The following is a 16,106-nucleotide window of genomic DNA, read 5'->3' as shown; positions in this document are numbered from 1 at the left end:
GCGCATGAATGTGCTAAAAATACCGGGATGACCGCTTGGATTAGCCAATAAAAATCAGCTTGCGGCTAATTTGGCCTTAGCCACTTTGGACTGATTGGTTTTACCCAGTGCTTGAGTAATGGCATCGCCGGCGGCAATCAGTTTATGCAGATCCACACCGGTTTTAATGCCCATGCCGTTAAGCATATACAGCACATCCTCACTGGCGACATTGCCGGAAGCACCTTTGGCATAAGGGCAGCCACCTAAACCAGCGACTGCACTATCGATTACCGCGATACCCATTTCCAGTGCTTTGAGAATATTGGCTAATGCCTGTCCGTAAGTATCATGAAAATGCACCGCCAGTTTTTCTACCGGTACCACTTTCGTTACTGCGCTTAACATGGCTGCGGTTTTTAGCGGCGTGCCGACACCAATAGTGTCGCCCAGGGAAATCTCGTAGCAACCCATATCCAGCAATGCTTTGCTCACGTCGGCCACTTTTTGCGGGGCAATCTCGCCCTCGTAAGGGCAGCCTAAAACACAGCTGACATAACCTCGTACTTTTATGCCTTTAGCCTTGGCCGCAGACAACACGGGGACAAATCGTTCAATACTTTCGGCAATGGAGCAATTAATATTCTTCTGAGTAAAACTCTCCGAGGCGGCACCAAAAATCGCTACTTCATCGGCTCCAGCGCTCATTGCCGCTTCAAAACCTTGCAAGTTGGGGGTTAGCGCAGAATAGGTGACGCCGCTTTTGTGGTTGATACCGGCAAATACTGCCGCGCTGTCGGCCATTTGAGGCACCCATTTGGGCGATACGAAACTGCCGGTTTCTACCATGCTTAGACCGGCATCGGCTAACTGTTCTACCAGCGTGATCTTGTGCTTGACATCGATCAGTGCCTTTTCATTTTGCAGACCATCGCGCGGGCCGACTTCAACCATTTTGACTTTACTTGGATAACTCATGGCGTTTCCTTAGCAGTGGTCTCGGCCTCAAAACTAAGCAATTCGGCACCCCCATCCACCAGTTCGCCAGCCTGGAAGAAAAACTCGCTGACTTTTCCTGCGCTAGGGGCTTTGATGCTGTGTTCCATTTTCATTGCTTCCATAATCAGCAGAGGCTGATCTTTTTCAACACTGTCACCCGGGTTAACCAGCAAGGCGACAACGGTGCCATTCATCGGGGCATTAAAACCTTGTGGATGATCACTGCTATTGTGCAAGCCAAAATCCGGTTGAACATGACTAAAATGCAGCGCATGTTCACGGCCAAAGATGGAATAGTCGTGATTGTCCTGATGCACTTTGGCACTGATGCGATGGCCGTCTACCACTGCAATCAGCGTCTCGTTTGATAAGCAACCACTAGCTGTTACCTGGCGTTTGCCGCTGTCGATCAGAAAGTACCGTTCCTCACCACGGCTAACTTGTTGTACCGAAACCCTATATTGCTGCTGATATAGCTCCAGCTCAAACACTTGCTGGTGGACTTCATTGGCGCGCCATGCCGAATGACTATTCCAGGGCGAATAACGATCCGCTCGATGGGCATGGGCAGCCAGGGACTGTTGCTCCTGAGCCAACAGCAGATATAGCGCGGCCAATGGCAGTGAAGCTTCAATATCTTGGGTGGAATTCTGAAAGATCTGTTGCTGATGTTTTTCAATAAAGCCGGTATCCAAATCAGCTTGTTGAAAGGCTTTAGTATTACTCAGGTTATATAAAAAATTAATGTTAGTCGTGACACCTTTAATCCGGTAATCCACTAAAGCTTGAGATAAACGCTGTAAGGCTTTGTGGCGATCTTCATCCCAGACAATCAGTTTGGCGATCATCGGATCGTAATAAACCGATACCTGATCACCCTGACGCACGCCAGTATCCACCCGTACATGGGCTGATTCTTGTGGCGGTTGGTGATAGCTCAGTAAACCGGTAGCCGGTAAAAAGTCGTTATCCGGATCTTCGGCATAAATACGCGCTTCAAAGGCATGACCGTTTATTCTTAACTCGGATTGTTGCAAGGGCAGGGTTTCACCTGCGGCCACTCGTAATTGCCATTCCACCAGATCCTGGCCGCTGATCATTTCGGTTACCGGGTGTTCTACCTGCAAGCGGGTATTCATTTCCATAAAATAGAAACTGCCATCGGCATCGAATAAAAACTCCACAGTTCCGGCACCCACATAACCAATGGCTTCGGCGGCTTGTAGAGCCGCTTCGCCCATTTGCTGGCGAATAGTGGTACTTAAGCCGGGGGCAGGGGCTTCTTCAATCACCTTTTGATGGCGACGTTGTACCGAGCAGTCTCGTTCAAACAGATAAACGCCGTTGCCGTGGCTATCACAAAATACCTGAATTTCCACATGACGTGGTTGGGTCAGGTATTTTTCCACCAGCATCAGGTCATCACCAAAACTGGACATGGCTTCACGTTTAGCTGCCGCCAGTGCTTCGCTGAATTCTGCGGCTTTCCACACCTGACGCATACCTTTACCACCACCGCCTGCGGCAGCTTTAAGCAATACCGGATAGCCCATTTGATCCGAATGTTGTTTTAAAATCGCTTCCGACTGATCATCGCCGTGATAACCGGGTACCAGCGGCACACCGGCTTGTTGCATAATGGTTTTAGCCGCCGACTTGGAGCCCATGGCTTCAATTGCGGCGACGGGAGGCCCTACAAAAACGATATTGTTATCGGCACATAATGTGGCGAAGTTGGCATTCTCGGATAAAAAACCATAACCGGGATGAATGGCATCGGCACCGGTTTGCAGCGCAGCATCAATGACTTTCTGTGCTTGCAGGTAACTGTCTTTGGAGGGCGCAGCACCTATATGCACCGCTTCATCAGCAAGCTGTACATGTAAGGCGTTGGCATCCGCATCGGAATACACCGCAACGGTACTAATGCCCATCTTGCGGGCGGTTTTTATAATTCGGCAGGCAATTTCGCCGCGGTTGGCAATCAATAATTTCGTTAACATTATTGTTCTCCGCGCCAGTTGGGTCGACGTTTTTGCAAGAAGGCACTCAGTCCTTCCTGACCTTCTTCAGATACACGAATTGCCGCAATCGTCCGGCTGGTCATATCGATTAATTCTTGATTAATAGAGTGGTTTGCCACATTTGCGATCAGTTGTTTGGAGGTGGTTACGGCTTTGGGGCTATTAGCCAAAACGGCTTTGACTAGCTGGTTGAGCGTGTCATCCAGCTCTTCTTCGGTGACTGATTCGTTGATTAATCCCAGACGGCGGGCACGACGGGCGCTAAACAGCTCGGCGGTATTAAAATAGCGCCGGGCAGAGCGCGCCCCAATGGCCTCTATAACATAGGGGCTAATAGTGGCTGGAACCAGTCCTAGTTTGACTTCACTCAGGCAGAATTGACTCATTTTGGTCGCCACTGCCATATCACAGCAGGCAATTAAACCCACTGCACCACCATAAGCGGCACCCTGAATACGGGCAATAGTAGCTTGCGGCATGCTGTTTAGTGTACGCAGCATTAACGCCAACTTATTGGCATCGGCCAGGTTTTCATCATAGTTATAAGCTGCCATGCGCTGCATCCAGTTAACATCTGCACCGGCACAAAAACTTTTGCCGTTGGCTGCCAGAATCATCACCCTGATAGCAGGATTTTCAGCAATTTTTTGGAACAGCTGGGTTAGCTCATTGATCAGTAGGTCATCAAAGGCATTGTGTTTTTCCGGTCGATTCAGGGTGACCGTTGCCACCCCGCTGGGATTCTCTTGGTAAAGTATCGAGTCAGTCATAATGCTTCCTTACATACGGAAGACACCAAATTTGGTGTCCTCGATAGGTTTATTCAGTGCTGCCGAAATCGACAAACCTAATACAAAACGGGTATCGGCAGGATCGATAACCCCGTCATCCCATAAACGAGCCGACGCGTAGTACGGATGCCCTTGCTGTTCATAGGTATCGATAATAGGCTGTTTAAATTGTTGTTCGGCATCGGCTGACCAGTCTTCACCTGCGGCCTGTTTCTGGTCTCGTTTAACCTGTGCCAGTACGCCAGCGGCTTGTTCACCGCCCATTACCGAAATGCGTGCATTGGGCCACATAAACATAAAACGCGGATCATAGGCTCGGCCGCACATACCATAGTTGCCGGCCCCAAAACTGCCACCAATCAAAATGGTAAATTTGGGAACCTGTGCGCAGGCCACCGCCGTGACCATTTTGGCGCCATGTTTGGCAATACCATTGGTTTCGTATTGCTTGCCGACCATAAAACCGGTGATATTTTGCAGAAACACCAGCGGGATTTTACGCTGGGCGCACAGCTCGATAAAGTGCGCGCCTTTTTGCGCCGATTCACCGAATAAAATCCCATTATTGGCGACAATCCCCACCGGATAGCCGAATATACGTGCAAAACCGCATACCAGTGTGGTGCCGTACAGGGATTTGAATTCATCAAACTCGGAACCGTCGACGATACGTGCAATCACCTCACGTACGTCATAAGACTGACGACTGTCTTTGGGAATAATGCCGTACAGCTCTTTGCTGTCGTATACAGGTTCAACCGGGGCGTGGATATTCAAATTGATTGGTTTGCTACGATTAAGCCTGGCTACTGCATCACGCGCCATTTGCAAAGCGTGATGATCATTGTTGGCCAGATGATCCACGACCCCGGAGGTGCGGGCATGCACATCACCACCACCCAGTTCTTCAGCACTGACCACTTCACCGGTGGCCGCTTTAACCAGCGGTGGGCCGGCCAGAAATATGGTGCCTTGTTCTTTTACAATGATGGATTCATCAGCCATTGCCGGTACATAGGCGCCACCCGCGGTACAGGAACCCATCACTACTGCGATTTGCGGAATATTCTGTGCCGACATATTGGCTTGATTAAAAAAGATCCGGCCAAAATGTTCGCGATCTGGAAATACTTCATCCTGACGGGGCAGGTTAGCCCCGCCGGAGTCCACCAGATAAATACAGGGCAGGTTATTTTGCTCGGCAATGGTTTGGGCACGAATATGTTTTTTGACGGTTAACGGGTAATAACTACCACCTTTGACCGTAGCATCGTTAGCGACAATCATGCATTCTTGGCCGGATACCCGGCCTATACCGCAGATAACACCCGCCGCCGGCACATCGTCGTCGTAGACATTAAAAGCCGCCAATTGGGACAGTTCTAAAAAGGGTGAACCAGAGTCGAGTAGGGCGCTAATCCTGTCGCGAGGCAATAACTTCCCACGGCTTAAATGTTTGGTACGGTATTTTTCGCCACCGCCCTGTTTTATCTGTTCAATCTTGCTGCATAAGTCATCCACCACGACTTGCATGGCGTCGGCATTTTCCATAAATACCTGACTCTTGGGGTTAATTTTCGATTCGATACGAGGCACAAAAATTTCCTTACTGAACGCAGTCAGAATTACTTAGCGAGACTGGTTAAATAGTTCGCGACCAATCAACATACGACGTATTTCCGAGGTGCCGGCACCAATTTCATACAATTTGGCATCGCGTAGTAAGCGCCCGGTGGGAAATTCGTTGATATAACCATTACCGCCTAGTAGCTGGATGGCATCCAGCGCCATTTTGGTGGCCAGCTCCGCCGCATACAAAATAGCACCTGCAGCATCTTTACGGGTGGTTTCACCGCGATCACAGGACTTGGCAACAGTATAAACATAGGCACGAGCGGCATTCATCTGGGTATACATATCAGCGACCTTGCCCTGAACAAGCTGGAATTCACCGATAGACTGGCCAAACTGTTTACGATCATGAATATAAGGCACTACCGCGTCCATACAGGCTTGCATAATGCCTAATGAACCGCCGGATAACACCACACGTTCGTAGTCCAGGCCACTCATCAGAATTTTAACTCCATCACCTTCGTTACCCATCAGGTTTTCGGTCGGGACTTTGCAGTTATCAAATACCAGTTCGCAGGTGTTGGAGGAGCGCATGCCCAGTTTGTCGAGTTTTTGCGCCTGACTGAATCCGGGCGTGCCTTTTTCGACGATAAAGGCGCTGATCCCGCGTGAGCCGCCTTGCGGATCCGTTTTGGCGTAGATCACAAAAGTATGCGCATCGGGACCATTGGTGATCCACATTTTATTGCCGTTTAACACATAATGATCGCCCTTACGTTCGGCTTTGAGTTTCATACTGACCACATCGGAGCCGGCATTAGGTTCACTCATTGCCAGTGCGCCAATATGTTCACCGCTAATTAATTTAGGCAGATATTTTTCACGCTGGGCATCATTACCGTTACGGTAAATCTGGTTGACACATAAATTGGAATGGGCGCCGTAGCTCAGACCGATACCGGCAGATGCACGACTGATTTCTTCCATTGCTACCACATGAGCCAAATAGCCCATATCGGCACCGCCATATTGTTCAGAAACAGTCACACCCAGTAAGCCCATTTCACCCAACTTCGGCCAAAGCTGGTTGGGAAAGGCGTTGTCTATATCGGCAGACTCGGCTAATGGAGCGACTTCGCCTTGGGCGAAGGCATACACGTGCTCGCGCAACATATCAACATCATCGCCAAGGTTAAAATTTAATGTAGGGTAAGAGGTATTCATATTATTAGTCCTGATATTGGATTCGTGTTCATAAATCTGACGGCTAGCCATTTAACCTTAGTCTGGTTGTGCTACACGTTTTCTGCTTCAAGCTCGGATAAATCTTCGCGACAGCGCTGTTCTACTTCGTCCAGCTCGGTCATTAACAGATTGATATCTTCCAGCTGCTGATTGAGTATGGCCCGTTTTTCATGGGTCATAGCTAGCATGGCCTGTAATTGTGCGGCCGAGTTTTCGTGGCTGTCGTACAAATTAAACAGGGTTTTGGTTTCGGCCAGTGAAAAGCCCAAGCGTTTGCCGCGCATGATCAGTTTGAGGCGTACCCGATCTTTTTTGTTGTAGATGCGGTTTTGTCCATTGCGCATGGGATTGAGTAATCCCTGTTCCTCGTAAAAACGAATTGAACGGGTGGTAATGTCAAATTCTTTTGCCAGCTCGCCAATGCTGTATGTTTGTTGTTCAGTCATAATTACTTTACGTTTACGTAAGTGTTAGGTTAACGTAAAGGTAAAGTAACCTTAGTTAACCGTCAACATAACTTTTTGGTCATTTTTCGAGTTGTCGTTCACAAAGCTGTACGTTGGTTGTATATCAAAGTGTTGTGTTTGGCTTTAGATTAGACCCTTTAAATTTCAGGATTCCAGATTATGCAACAAGATTCAGTAGTGATTGTCAGTGCCAAGCGCACTCCTATGGGTAGCTTTATGGGCAGCTTGTCACCCTTAACGGCCACCCAACTCGGTGCTAATGCGATCCAGGCCGCGATCCAGGATAAAAATAATGTGCTGGTTGATGAGGTCATTATGGGTTGTGTATTACCTGCGGGACTAGGGCAGTCACCGGCCCGACAGGCTGCCATAGCGGCAGGTTTGCCGTTATCTGCAGGCGTTACCACTATTAACAAGGTATGTGGTTCGGGGCTTAAAGCAGTGATGCTGGCGCATGATTTGATTAAGGCAGGTAGTGTTGAAACTGTGATTGCCGGTGGTATGGAAAGCATGAGCAACGCGCCGTATTTATTACCCAAGGCCCGTGGTGGATATCGCATGGGACACGGCCAGACACTGGATCATATGATGCTGGATGGACTGGAAAATGCCTATGACGGTAAAGCCATGGGCTGTTTTGCCCAGGGTACTGCTGATGCAGAAGGAATAGGGCGCGAGCAAATGGATGAATTTGCGCTAGGTTCACTCTCCAAAGCCAAACAAGCTATCGAGCAGGGCGCGTTTGATGCCGAAATTACGCCAGTCACTATTCAGACCCGCAAGGGCCAGCTTGAAGTGAATACCGATGAAGGTCCGGATAATGCGATGCCGGAGAAAATTCCGGGATTACGTCCGGCGTTCAAAAAAGACGGGACCATCACCGCGGCCAATTCCAGTTCCATTTCTGATGGTGCCGCGGCATTACTGGTGATGTCTGAATCCAGAGCGCGTGAGCTTGGGCTTGTGCCATTGGCGCGTATTGTCGCGCATGCCACACACTCGATTGAACCGGAAAACTTTACCGTGGCGCCGGTCGGCGCGATGCAGAAATTACTGCAAAAAGCGGGTTGGTCAACGGCCGACGTGGATCTGTTTGAAATTAATGAAGCTTTCGCCATGGTCACCATGTTAGCAATACGTCAACTACAACTGGATGAGTCGAAAGTGAATATTCATGGTGGCGCCTGTGCTCTGGGTCATCCTATTGGCGCCTCAGGTGCCAGAATATTGGTGACATTGATTCATGCCCTTAAATTAAAGGGATTGAAAAAAGGGGTGGCATCATTGTGTATCGGTGGTGGTGAAGCGACTGCGCTGGCAGTGGAAATGCTTGATTAAGTAACCTGAACTCGCGATAAGAAGTGTCGTTGTAATTTAAATGGCTTTCCGGTCAGGTTTTGCCGGAAAGCAATTGAGCCTGTGATAGCGCTTTGTCATTCTGTTCGTGCGTTTCCTGGCTCTTTTCTTTAACAGGAGCGGGGCGATGAATTTTTATATCTGCCTGCAATTTGACTTTAATATCGTTAAAGCGTTTCTGGTTGGCGTCAGACAGTTTGAATTCTTGTAATTTACGGAAGATATCGATTGAGCTGACTTTCTTATGTTGGGCTGTCTTCGCTTCGACCATGCATTGCAACAAGTTGATTAGAAATGCGGGTTCTTTGGGAAACAGAATATGCGCCTGGTAGAAATCATCGGTGGCTTCAGCAAACTTGCCCTTATTGAGTAATGCCATTCCGGCCTTATTAAAGTCCAGTGCGCGAGTTTTCTTATCACCCATGGCTTCCTCATTTTTGAGGATCATAAGTGATGACACCACTTTTTCATTTTCGTCTTGTAGTTGGGCCATTCTCGATTCGCATTCCTGCATGATTTCCGAAGCGATATTGCTTTCACCGACGCCCATCCAGGCACTCGCTGCATCGGCCAACATTGCAACATCGGCATTTTCAAACTCCATCATGCCGTCCTGTTTAAGGATATCTAAGGCTTTTTCTTCTTCACCTTCGAGCACCGCCACCAGTGCGCTCATATAATTGCGCTTGAGACTGAGTTCTTCGTCTACGGCGCGGCGGCTGGCGCTACCAATCAGCATGCGCGCTGATTTGATGGCATTATCTCTTTCCCTGTCGGTAGACTTTTCTGCCACCATCAAATGACAGCGTGCCAGATCCATAGTGAGCTCGGCAAAGCGATCTCTGGAATTACGATTGGATTCACGCTTTTTCTCCAGCAGGGCAATGGCATCCTGCATGTTGTCCTGAACCTGGCAAAGATGCACTTTTAAACGTGCCGCAGAGATCGACAAGTCGCCCTCGCGGATCATATCGATAAAGCCTTGGGCCCGCTGATACTCGGTTTTCTTGATATTGATCCGGGTTAGCCATTCACAGGCTTTATCTTTGGTCATATGGGTGTTAAGCATATTTTCCAGATCGGCTTCACTGCCTTCTATATCACCGGCCATATAGCGACTGAGTACCAGTCCCCATTGCGCCCAAACTACTTTATCCGAGGCTTTTAAAATTTGCTGATATAGCGCAGTTGCCCGTTTGAACTGGCCCGCCTGGATCATCAGTCTGCCACGCAATTTGGTGAGCGCGGTGCCGCTTTTAGTCAGTTTTTTGCTGGCAATCACTTCTTCCAGTAGTGCCAGCGCCCTAGCATATTTTTTATGATCCATTTCCCGGAATACCGGACGCAACGCCTCGCGGAATTGCAGGGTATGGATCACTGCTTTTTCGAGATTGCGGATGGTATAGGGCTTGAGGATCACTACATCGGGATGAATATCGACGATCTGTCCCAGCACCATCGGTACGCTGTCAGCGGTTAAAAAGATCACCGCAGTCGAGGGTTTGAGTGCACCTGATTGCTGCAACTCCTGGATGACCTCAACGCCATTTTTGTCTGGCCCCAAATGGAAATCCATCAGCACCAGATGAAATGAACGCTTGCGCAGCGCGTTTCTGAGTTCTCGTCCCTGACTGTAGCAACCGATATCGACAAACCCCATTCCCAGCAGATGGTTGCGCAGGTTGATACGGGCAACACCGTTATCTTCAACAATCGCTACATTTATATGCTCTATACCCATGTATCTCGTTTAGCTTCCTTTTTGCGGCGAACTGACAACTATGAATGGATAATACCAATAAATAACTTCATTAATGAACTTTTGTTTATACAAATTCACCCTGATCGGCAAACTGTGACTCTAGGGTTAACAATTATGTACAGCGACTGCTCAGTTAGATTGAAATTTATTTGACCTTAACGTTAACGTTAAAGTAAAAAGTTTGTTAATGTAATGGCAATAGCTATGGACTTGATAACAAGTCGTAAAAAATAAAAGTGGATACCCTATGAAAAATATTCCGTTATTAATTGATGGTCAGTTTCAGACATCAACATCCAGTCAACATATCGATTTGACTAACCCGGCTAACAATGACGTGATTGCCAAAGTGCCTTGCGCCACCGATACCGAGATGCAGGCCGCGATCGCCAGTGCCAAAAGCGCCTTTAATGACTGGCGTGAAGTGCCGGTTTCCGAACGCGCGCGGGTGATGATGCGTTATCAGCATTTACTCAAACAACATCATGATGAAGTGGCCGAAATTCTCAGCCAGGAAACCGGTAAAACCTTTGCTGATGCCAAAGGCGATGTGTGGCGTGGCATTGAAGTAGTCGAACAGGCTGCTAACGTACCGGCATTGATGATGGGCGAGACGGTTGAAAACGTCGCTCGCGGGATTGATACCAGCAGTTTTATCCAGCCTTTGGGCGTGTGCGCCGGGATTACCCCGTTTAATTTTCCCGCCATGATCCCGCTGTGGATGTATCCGTTAGCCATTGCCTGCGGGAATACCTTTGTGCTTAAACCTTCTGAACAAGACCCGATGACACCTACCCGTCTGGCTGAACTGTTTATTGAAGCAGGCTGCCCCAAAGGAGTGCTGAATGTAGTGCATGGCGGCAAGGATCAGGTTAATACTCTGCTGACGCATGAAGATATCAAGGCGGTGTCATTTGTCGGTTCGGTGCCGGTCGGCCAGCATATTTATAAAACGGCCACTGATAATATGAAGCGTGCCCAGTGTTTTGCCGGGGCTAAAAATCATTCGGTGATTATGCCGGACGCCAACAAAGCCCAGGTGATTAATAATCTGGTGGGCTCCAGTGTAGGTGCCGCAGGACAGCGTTGTATGGCGATTTCGGTAGCGGTATTTGTTGGCGACTCAAAACAGTGGATTGAAGAGCTGGCCAGTGAAATCGCCAAAGTGAAACCCGGATTGTGGAATGATGACAAGGCCGGATTCGGCCCCTTAATCAGTCCGCAAGCCAAAGCCAAAGTATTGTCGCTGATTGCCGAAGGTAAGCAGCAGGGAGCCGATTGTCTGGTGGACGGTTCGGATTTCAGTTTAGCCGGTTACGAACAGGGCAATTGGGTGGGGCCAACGGTGTTTAGCTCCGTCACCGAACAAATGAGCATCTATCAGCAAGAAATTTTTGGTCCTGTGCTGTGCTGTATGTGCGTGGATACACTGGAAGAAGCCATCGCGCTGGTTAACCGTAACCCTTACGGTAACGGTACTTCCATCTTTACCGCCAATGGCGCGGCGGCCAGAAAATACCAGCACGAGATTGAGGTGGGGCAGGTGGGGATTAATGTCCCTATTCCGGTGCCATTACCGTTCTTCTCCTTTACCGGCTGGAAAAATTCTTTCTATGGTGATTTGCATGCCTATGGCAAGCAGGCCATCCGTTTTTATACCGAAACTAAAACCGTCACGTCCCGCTGGTTTGAAGATGATATCCCGAGCGGCCCTAACCTGACGATTAACCTGGGTTAAGGAAAATACAGCGATGAATTTTAATCTAACTGAAGATCAACAAGCTTTTGCTGATATTGCCCGCCAATTTGCCGAACAGGAGCTGGCACCCAATGCGGCAAAATGGGACAGGGAACATTATTTTCCTAAAGACGTGATTCAAAAAGCGGGGGAGCTGGGTTTTTGCGGCTTGTATGCGCCAGAAGAAGCCGGCGGACTGGGCTTAAGTCGTCTTGATTCGTCAATTATTTTTGAACAGTTATCGATGGGGTGCACCACCACTACCGCAATGATGACCATTCACAATATGGCCACCTGGATGATTGCCAGTTGGGGCACCGAAAACATAAAACAACAATGGTGCCCCGACCTGGTAACAGGGCAGAAACTGGCGTCTTATTGTCTGACCGAGCCCGGTTCCGGTTCTGACGCCGCCTCTTTACGTACCAGTGCCGTTAAAGACGGTGACCACTATGTGATTAACGGCTCTAAAATGTTTATCTCCGGAGCCGGTGAAACCGAAGTGCTGGTGGTGATGGTGCGCACCGGAGAAGCGGGTCCCAAGGGGATTTCTGCGGTTGTCGTTCCTGCTGATGCCGGCGGAATTATTTACGGCAAAGCAGAAGAAAAAATGGGCTGGAATGCCCAACCGACCCGCTTGGTAACTTTTGACGACGTCAAAGTACCGCTGGATCATTTATTAGGCGAAGAGGGGCAGGGGTTTACTTTTGCTATGAAAGGGCTGGACGGCGGTCGAATCAATATCGCCACCTGTTCTATCGGCACCGCCCAGCAGGCGCTCAACACAGCTAAAAACTATATGCAGGAGCGAGAACAGTTTGGTAAACCCATTGCGGCATTCCAGGCCCTGCAATTCAAACTGGCCGATATGGCCACCGAACTGGTGGCGGCGCGCCAGTTAGTGCGTTTGGCGGCGTTTAAGCTGGATAACAAGGATCCTGAAGCCACTGCTTACTGCGCTATGGCCAAACGTTTTGCCACCGATATCGGTTTTCAGGTATGTAACGAAGCACTGCAGTTGCATGGTGGCTACGGCTATATCCAGGAGTATCCGCTGGAACGTCATGTGCGCGATGTACGGGTTCATCAAATTCTTGAAGGTACCAATGAAATTATGCGCCTGATCATTGGTCGAAGGATGTTATCTGCCGACGCCGGCGACTTACTATAGGGACAGCAATGCCAGATAAAGTACTCTTTTCAGAACTGGAAACGCATAACGGTAAAAAAATTGGTTACGCCAAATTAAATAAAGTGAAGGCACTCAATGCGCTGGATCTGGATATGATCCGTCTGTTGATGCCGCAACTGCTCAGCTGGCAAAAAGATGACAATATTGTTGCCGTGATACTTGATGGAGAAGGTGACAAGGCGTTTTGTGCCGGTGGCGATGTGGTGGCCATGCATCAGGCGATGCAAAAGGAGCCGAATAGTATTCCAACCGCGGTGGAAACCTTTTTTAGTGAAGAATATCGTCTCGATTACCTAATCCATACATACCACAAACCCTTTGTGGTATGGGGAAACGGCATTGTGATGGGGGGAGGACTGGGGTTATTGTGTGGTGCCAGCCATCGTATCGTAACCGAAAGCTCCCGTATCGCCATGCCCGAAATCAGCATCGGCCTATATCCTGATGTAGGCGGCAGCTGGTTTTTAAACCGTATGCCAGATGGTGTGGGACTGTTTTTGGGACTCACCGGAGCCAGTATCAATGCCATGGATGCACTGCATATTCAGTTGGCCGATCACTTTATTCCGCAGTCGAATAAACAAAACGTTATTGAGCAAATGCAGAAGATTTCATGGGGTGTGACCCAAAGCCTGAATCATCAAAAACTCACTGATGTGTGTCACCAGTTTCATCAGGAGCATCGGGCGTTACTGCCTCAGGGCAATATCAAGCCGCATCAGGACAAAATTAGGCAAGTGACAGATTTCGATAGCGTCGACGCGGTGGTTGACGAGATTGCCGCACTGTCGGCACACAGCGATAAATGGTTAAGTCGGGCGCAGTCGACACTGGCTAACGGATCGGCACTGACGGCCTGTATTTTGTTTGAACAGCTCAAACGCAGCGCCAAAATGACGCTGCCAGACTGTTTCCGTATGGAATTGATGTTGTCTTGCCGCTGCGCGTCACTGGGCGAATTTCAGGAAGGCGTCCGAGCCTTATTGATTGACAAAGACAACCAACCCAACTGGCAGTTCAAAACGGTTAAAGACGTCCCGTCAGCGGTATTGGAAAAATGTTTTACCTCGCCCTGGAGTGAGAAAACTCATCCTTTGACGGGATTGGGTAAATAAGAGGAACAGTAAATGACAAAAACAATAGGTTTTATCGGTCTGGGTAATATGGGCGGTCCGATGGCCGCCAATCTGGTTAAAGCCGGTCATCAGGTAAGGGTTTTTGATCTGCAGCAAAGCGCAATGGCTCATCTGGCTGAATTAGGTGCAGTTAAAGCCGATTCTGCCCGTCAAGCTGCGCAGCAGGCTGATGTGGTAATTTCCATGTTACCGGCAGGCAAGCATGTAGATAGCTTGTATTTGGGAGAACAGGGATTGATTGATTGCTTGTCCAGCCAGACATTGGTCATTGATTGCAGCACGATTGACGCAGAAACCGCACAACGTGTTGGTCAGCAATTGGCACAAAAAGGCATAGCGTTTATTGATGCACCTGTTTCCGGTGGCACTGCCGGAGCACAGGCCGGCACGTTGACCTTTATCGTCGGTGGGGAAATAACCGCGTTTGACAATGCCCAATCCGTTTTGCAGTGCATGGGGAAAAATATTTTTCACGCAGGCGGGCATGGTGCAGGCCAGATTGCCAAAATTTGCAACAATATGCTGCTGTCAATCCTGATGGCCGGTACTGCCGAGGCGTTACAAATGGGGATCGACAATGGTCTCGATCCAAAAGTGTTGTCAGATATTATGCTGCAGAGCTCTGGCCGTAACTGGACATTGGAACTGTATAATCCTTGCCCGGATGTAATGCCGAATGTGCCATCGTCAAAAAGTTATCAGGGCGGTTTTATGGTCGACCTGATGAAAAAAGATCTGGGACTGGCGATGGATACCGCCAACAAGAGTCAATCGACTACCCCGATGGGCGCGCTGGCACAAAGCCTGTATAAACTGCATAGTCTGCAAGGTAACGGAAAATTGGACTTCTCCAGCATTTTTAAACTCTATTCTTCACATCAGGACTAATCTATGGATTTAGCTAATAAAGTGATTTCTATTACCGGTGCCGCACAAGGTCTGGGCCGGGCGATGGCAGACTCGCTGGCTGCTCAGGGGGCGCATATTGCGTTGATCGATATGCAACCGGATGCCTTGCAAAACGCCGCAGTCGAGCTGCGTGAAAAAGGTGTGAAAGCCGAATATTTTGTTATCGACGTGACCGACGAAGACGCGGTAGAAAAAGGTTTCGCTAATATCGCCAATACTTTTGGCCAGCTTAACGGTTTAATCAACAGTGCCGGTATTATGCGTGACGGCATGTTGCTTAAAGTAAAGGACGGCAAAGTGGTGGACAAGATGTCGCGCCAGCAGTTTCAGTCGGTGCTGGATGTTAATGTGACAGGGACCTTTTTGTGTGCCCGCGAAGCCGCCGCACAGATGATAGAAACCGGCAGTGACGGGGTGATCATCAATATCTCGTCAGTATCCCGAGGCGGGAACATGGGGCAAAGTAATTATTCTGCTTCCAAATCGGCCGTTGCCACCATGACAGTGACCTGGGCTAAGGAGCTGGCCCGTTATGGCATTCGTACTGGCTGTATTGCGCCCGGTCTGGTGGACACCGCAATGGCGGCGCAAATGCGTCCTGAAATGCGTGATAAGTTCTTGCAAACCGTTCCCTTGCGCCGTTTGGCTGATGTGAGTGAATTAGGTCATGCAGCGCAATTTATTTTTGAGAATGACTATTTTACCGGTCGTACCATTGAATTGGATGGAGGAACCCGCGTCTAATTAACCCCAACTCGGGATAAGAAATGTCGTTTATATTTACAAAGGGTTATTTATACGGATTGGTATTACGCCATCTCGGTTTTTGCGAATCAGTATTTCCATTTCAACGCTCTTGCACATCAGTATTCAATATCTTCGGGGTTAACCCGAAGATATTTCAGCATTAAATTGATTAAATATGCTTATCCA

13 protein-coding genes are annotated in these 16,106 nt (G+C 48.9%); 6 read left to right on the top strand and 7 right to left on the bottom strand.

The annotated features are described in order from the left end of the window. Nucleotides 1-54 precede the first annotated feature (54 nt). The 6 genes from V1467_RS12330 to V1467_RS12305 all read right to left on the bottom strand — a co-directional run bounded on the left by V1467_RS12330 (nucleotide 55) and on the right by V1467_RS12305 (nucleotide 7,059). The gene (locus tag V1467_RS12330; protein WP_416305273.1) at nucleotides 55-957 is read right to left on the bottom strand and encodes a hydroxymethylglutaryl-CoA lyase; all 903 of its coding nucleotides are present in this window, start codon (nucleotides 955-957) and stop codon (nucleotides 55-57) included. After that, nucleotides 954-2,981 carry an acetyl/propionyl/methylcrotonyl-CoA carboxylase subunit alpha gene (locus tag V1467_RS12325; protein ID WP_416305272.1) on the bottom strand — a complete coding sequence of 676 codons (2,028 nt, stop codon included), beginning with the start codon at nucleotides 2,979-2,981 and terminating at the stop codon, nucleotides 954-956. The genes V1467_RS12330 and V1467_RS12325 overlap by 4 nt, the downstream gene beginning before the upstream one ends. Further along, entirely contained in the window at nucleotides 2,981-3,772 is a 792-nt protein-coding gene (locus V1467_RS12320) for an enoyl-CoA hydratase/isomerase family protein (protein WP_416305271.1), read from the bottom strand. Before V1467_RS12320 ends, V1467_RS12325 begins: the two co-directional genes overlap by 1 nt. Before the next feature lie 9 nt (nucleotides 3,773-3,781). Beyond that, entirely contained in the window at nucleotides 3,782-5,389 is a 1,608-nt protein-coding gene (locus V1467_RS12315; protein WP_416305270.1) for a carboxyl transferase domain-containing protein, read from the bottom strand. 33 nt (nucleotides 5,390-5,422) lie between these two features. Continuing rightward, nucleotides 5,423-6,592 carry an isovaleryl-CoA dehydrogenase gene (locus V1467_RS12310; RefSeq protein ID WP_416305269.1) on the bottom strand — a complete coding sequence of 390 codons (1,170 nt, stop codon included), beginning with the start codon at nucleotides 6,590-6,592 and terminating at the stop codon, nucleotides 5,423-5,425. A 71-nt stretch (nucleotides 6,593-6,663) separates the two neighbouring features. After that, nucleotides 6,664-7,059, bottom strand: coding sequence for a MerR family transcriptional regulator (locus V1467_RS12305; protein WP_416305268.1), 396 nt, complete (start codon nucleotides 7,057-7,059; stop codon nucleotides 6,664-6,666). Nucleotides 7,060-7,239: 180 nt separating this feature from the next. Here V1467_RS12305 and V1467_RS12300 point away from each other — a divergent pair, with 180 nt between their 5' ends. After that, the gene (locus tag V1467_RS12300) at nucleotides 7,240-8,418 is read left to right on the top strand and encodes a thiolase family protein (protein WP_416305267.1); all 1,179 of its coding nucleotides are present in this window, start codon (nucleotides 7,240-7,242) and stop codon (nucleotides 8,416-8,418) included. 52 nt (nucleotides 8,419-8,470) lie between these two features. Here V1467_RS12300 and V1467_RS12295 read toward each other — a convergent pair whose 3' ends face one another. Further along, a complete protein-coding gene (locus tag V1467_RS12295; protein WP_416305266.1) occupies nucleotides 8,471-10,177 on the bottom strand; it encodes a response regulator in 1,707 nt (568 codons plus the stop codon). A gap of 268 nt (nucleotides 10,178-10,445) precedes the next feature. On the opposite strand from V1467_RS12295, the gene V1467_RS12290 reads away from it, so the two are divergent. From V1467_RS12290 to V1467_RS12270, 5 genes are read left to right on the top strand one after another with little or no spacing between them, the layout of a single operon-like run. Then, nucleotides 10,446-11,936, top strand: a complete 1,491-nt coding sequence (locus V1467_RS12290; RefSeq protein ID WP_416305265.1) for a CoA-acylating methylmalonate-semialdehyde dehydrogenase — start codon at nucleotides 10,446-10,448, stop codon at nucleotides 11,934-11,936. Nucleotides 11,937-11,949: 13 nt separating this feature from the next. Next, a complete protein-coding gene (locus tag V1467_RS12285) occupies nucleotides 11,950-13,107 on the top strand; it encodes an acyl-CoA dehydrogenase family protein (protein ID WP_416305264.1) in 1,158 nt (385 codons plus the stop codon). A gap of 8 nt (nucleotides 13,108-13,115) precedes the next feature. Then, nucleotides 13,116-14,243: an enoyl-CoA hydratase/isomerase family protein gene (locus V1467_RS12280; protein WP_416305263.1), complete on the top strand. Its 1,128-nt coding sequence runs from the start codon at nucleotides 13,116-13,118 to the stop codon at nucleotides 14,241-14,243. Nucleotides 14,244-14,255: 12 nt separating this feature from the next. Continuing rightward, the gene (gene mmsB, locus V1467_RS12275) at nucleotides 14,256-15,152 is read left to right on the top strand and encodes a 3-hydroxyisobutyrate dehydrogenase (protein ID WP_416305262.1); all 897 of its coding nucleotides are present in this window, start codon (nucleotides 14,256-14,258) and stop codon (nucleotides 15,150-15,152) included. A 3-nt stretch (nucleotides 15,153-15,155) separates the two neighbouring features. After that, complete coding sequence (locus V1467_RS12270) at nucleotides 15,156-15,917, top strand: SDR family oxidoreductase (RefSeq protein ID WP_416305261.1); 762 nt, start codon at nucleotides 15,156-15,158, stop codon at nucleotides 15,915-15,917. Nucleotides 15,918-16,106: the final 189 nt, after the last annotated feature.

It is taken from the genome of Neptunicella plasticusilytica (assembly GCF_047922965.1).
Lineage (GTDB): Bacteria > Pseudomonadota > Gammaproteobacteria > Enterobacterales > Alteromonadaceae > Neptunicella > Neptunicella plasticusilytica.
The sequence above is the reverse complement of the archived record's forward strand: the minus strand, read 5'-3'. Positions and strand labels throughout refer to the sequence as shown.

Coding starts and splice junctions, on each gene's coding strand:
- V1467_RS12330 (WP_416305273.1), bottom strand. CDS start 957: ATGAGTTATCCAAGTAAAGTCAAAATGGTTGAAGTCGGCCCGCGCGAT.
- V1467_RS12325 (WP_416305272.1), bottom strand. CDS start 2,981: ATGTTAACGAAATTATTGATTGCCAACCGCGGCGAAATTGCCTGCCGA.
- V1467_RS12320 (WP_416305271.1), bottom strand. CDS start 3,772: ATGACTGACTCGATACTTTACCAAGAGAATCCCAGCGGGGTGGCAACG.
- V1467_RS12310 (WP_416305269.1), bottom strand. CDS start 6,592: ATGAATACCTCTTACCCTACATTAAATTTTAACCTTGGCGATGATGTT.
- V1467_RS12305 (WP_416305268.1), bottom strand. CDS start 7,059: ATGACTGAACAACAAACATACAGCATTGGCGAGCTGGCAAAAGAATTT.
- V1467_RS12300 (WP_416305267.1), top strand. CDS start 7,240: ATGCAACAAGATTCAGTAGTGATTGTCAGTGCCAAGCGCACTCCTATG.
- V1467_RS12295 (WP_416305266.1), bottom strand. CDS start 10,177: ATGGGTATAGAGCATATAAATGTAGCGATTGTTGAAGATAACGGTGTT.
- V1467_RS12290 (WP_416305265.1), top strand. CDS start 10,446: ATGAAAAATATTCCGTTATTAATTGATGGTCAGTTTCAGACATCAACA.
- V1467_RS12285 (WP_416305264.1), top strand. CDS start 11,950: ATGAATTTTAATCTAACTGAAGATCAACAAGCTTTTGCTGATATTGCC.
- V1467_RS12280 (WP_416305263.1), top strand. CDS start 13,116: ATGCCAGATAAAGTACTCTTTTCAGAACTGGAAACGCATAACGGTAAA.
- mmsB (WP_416305262.1), top strand. CDS start 14,256: ATGACAAAAACAATAGGTTTTATCGGTCTGGGTAATATGGGCGGTCCG.
- V1467_RS12270 (WP_416305261.1), top strand. CDS start 15,156: ATGGATTTAGCTAATAAAGTGATTTCTATTACCGGTGCCGCACAAGGT.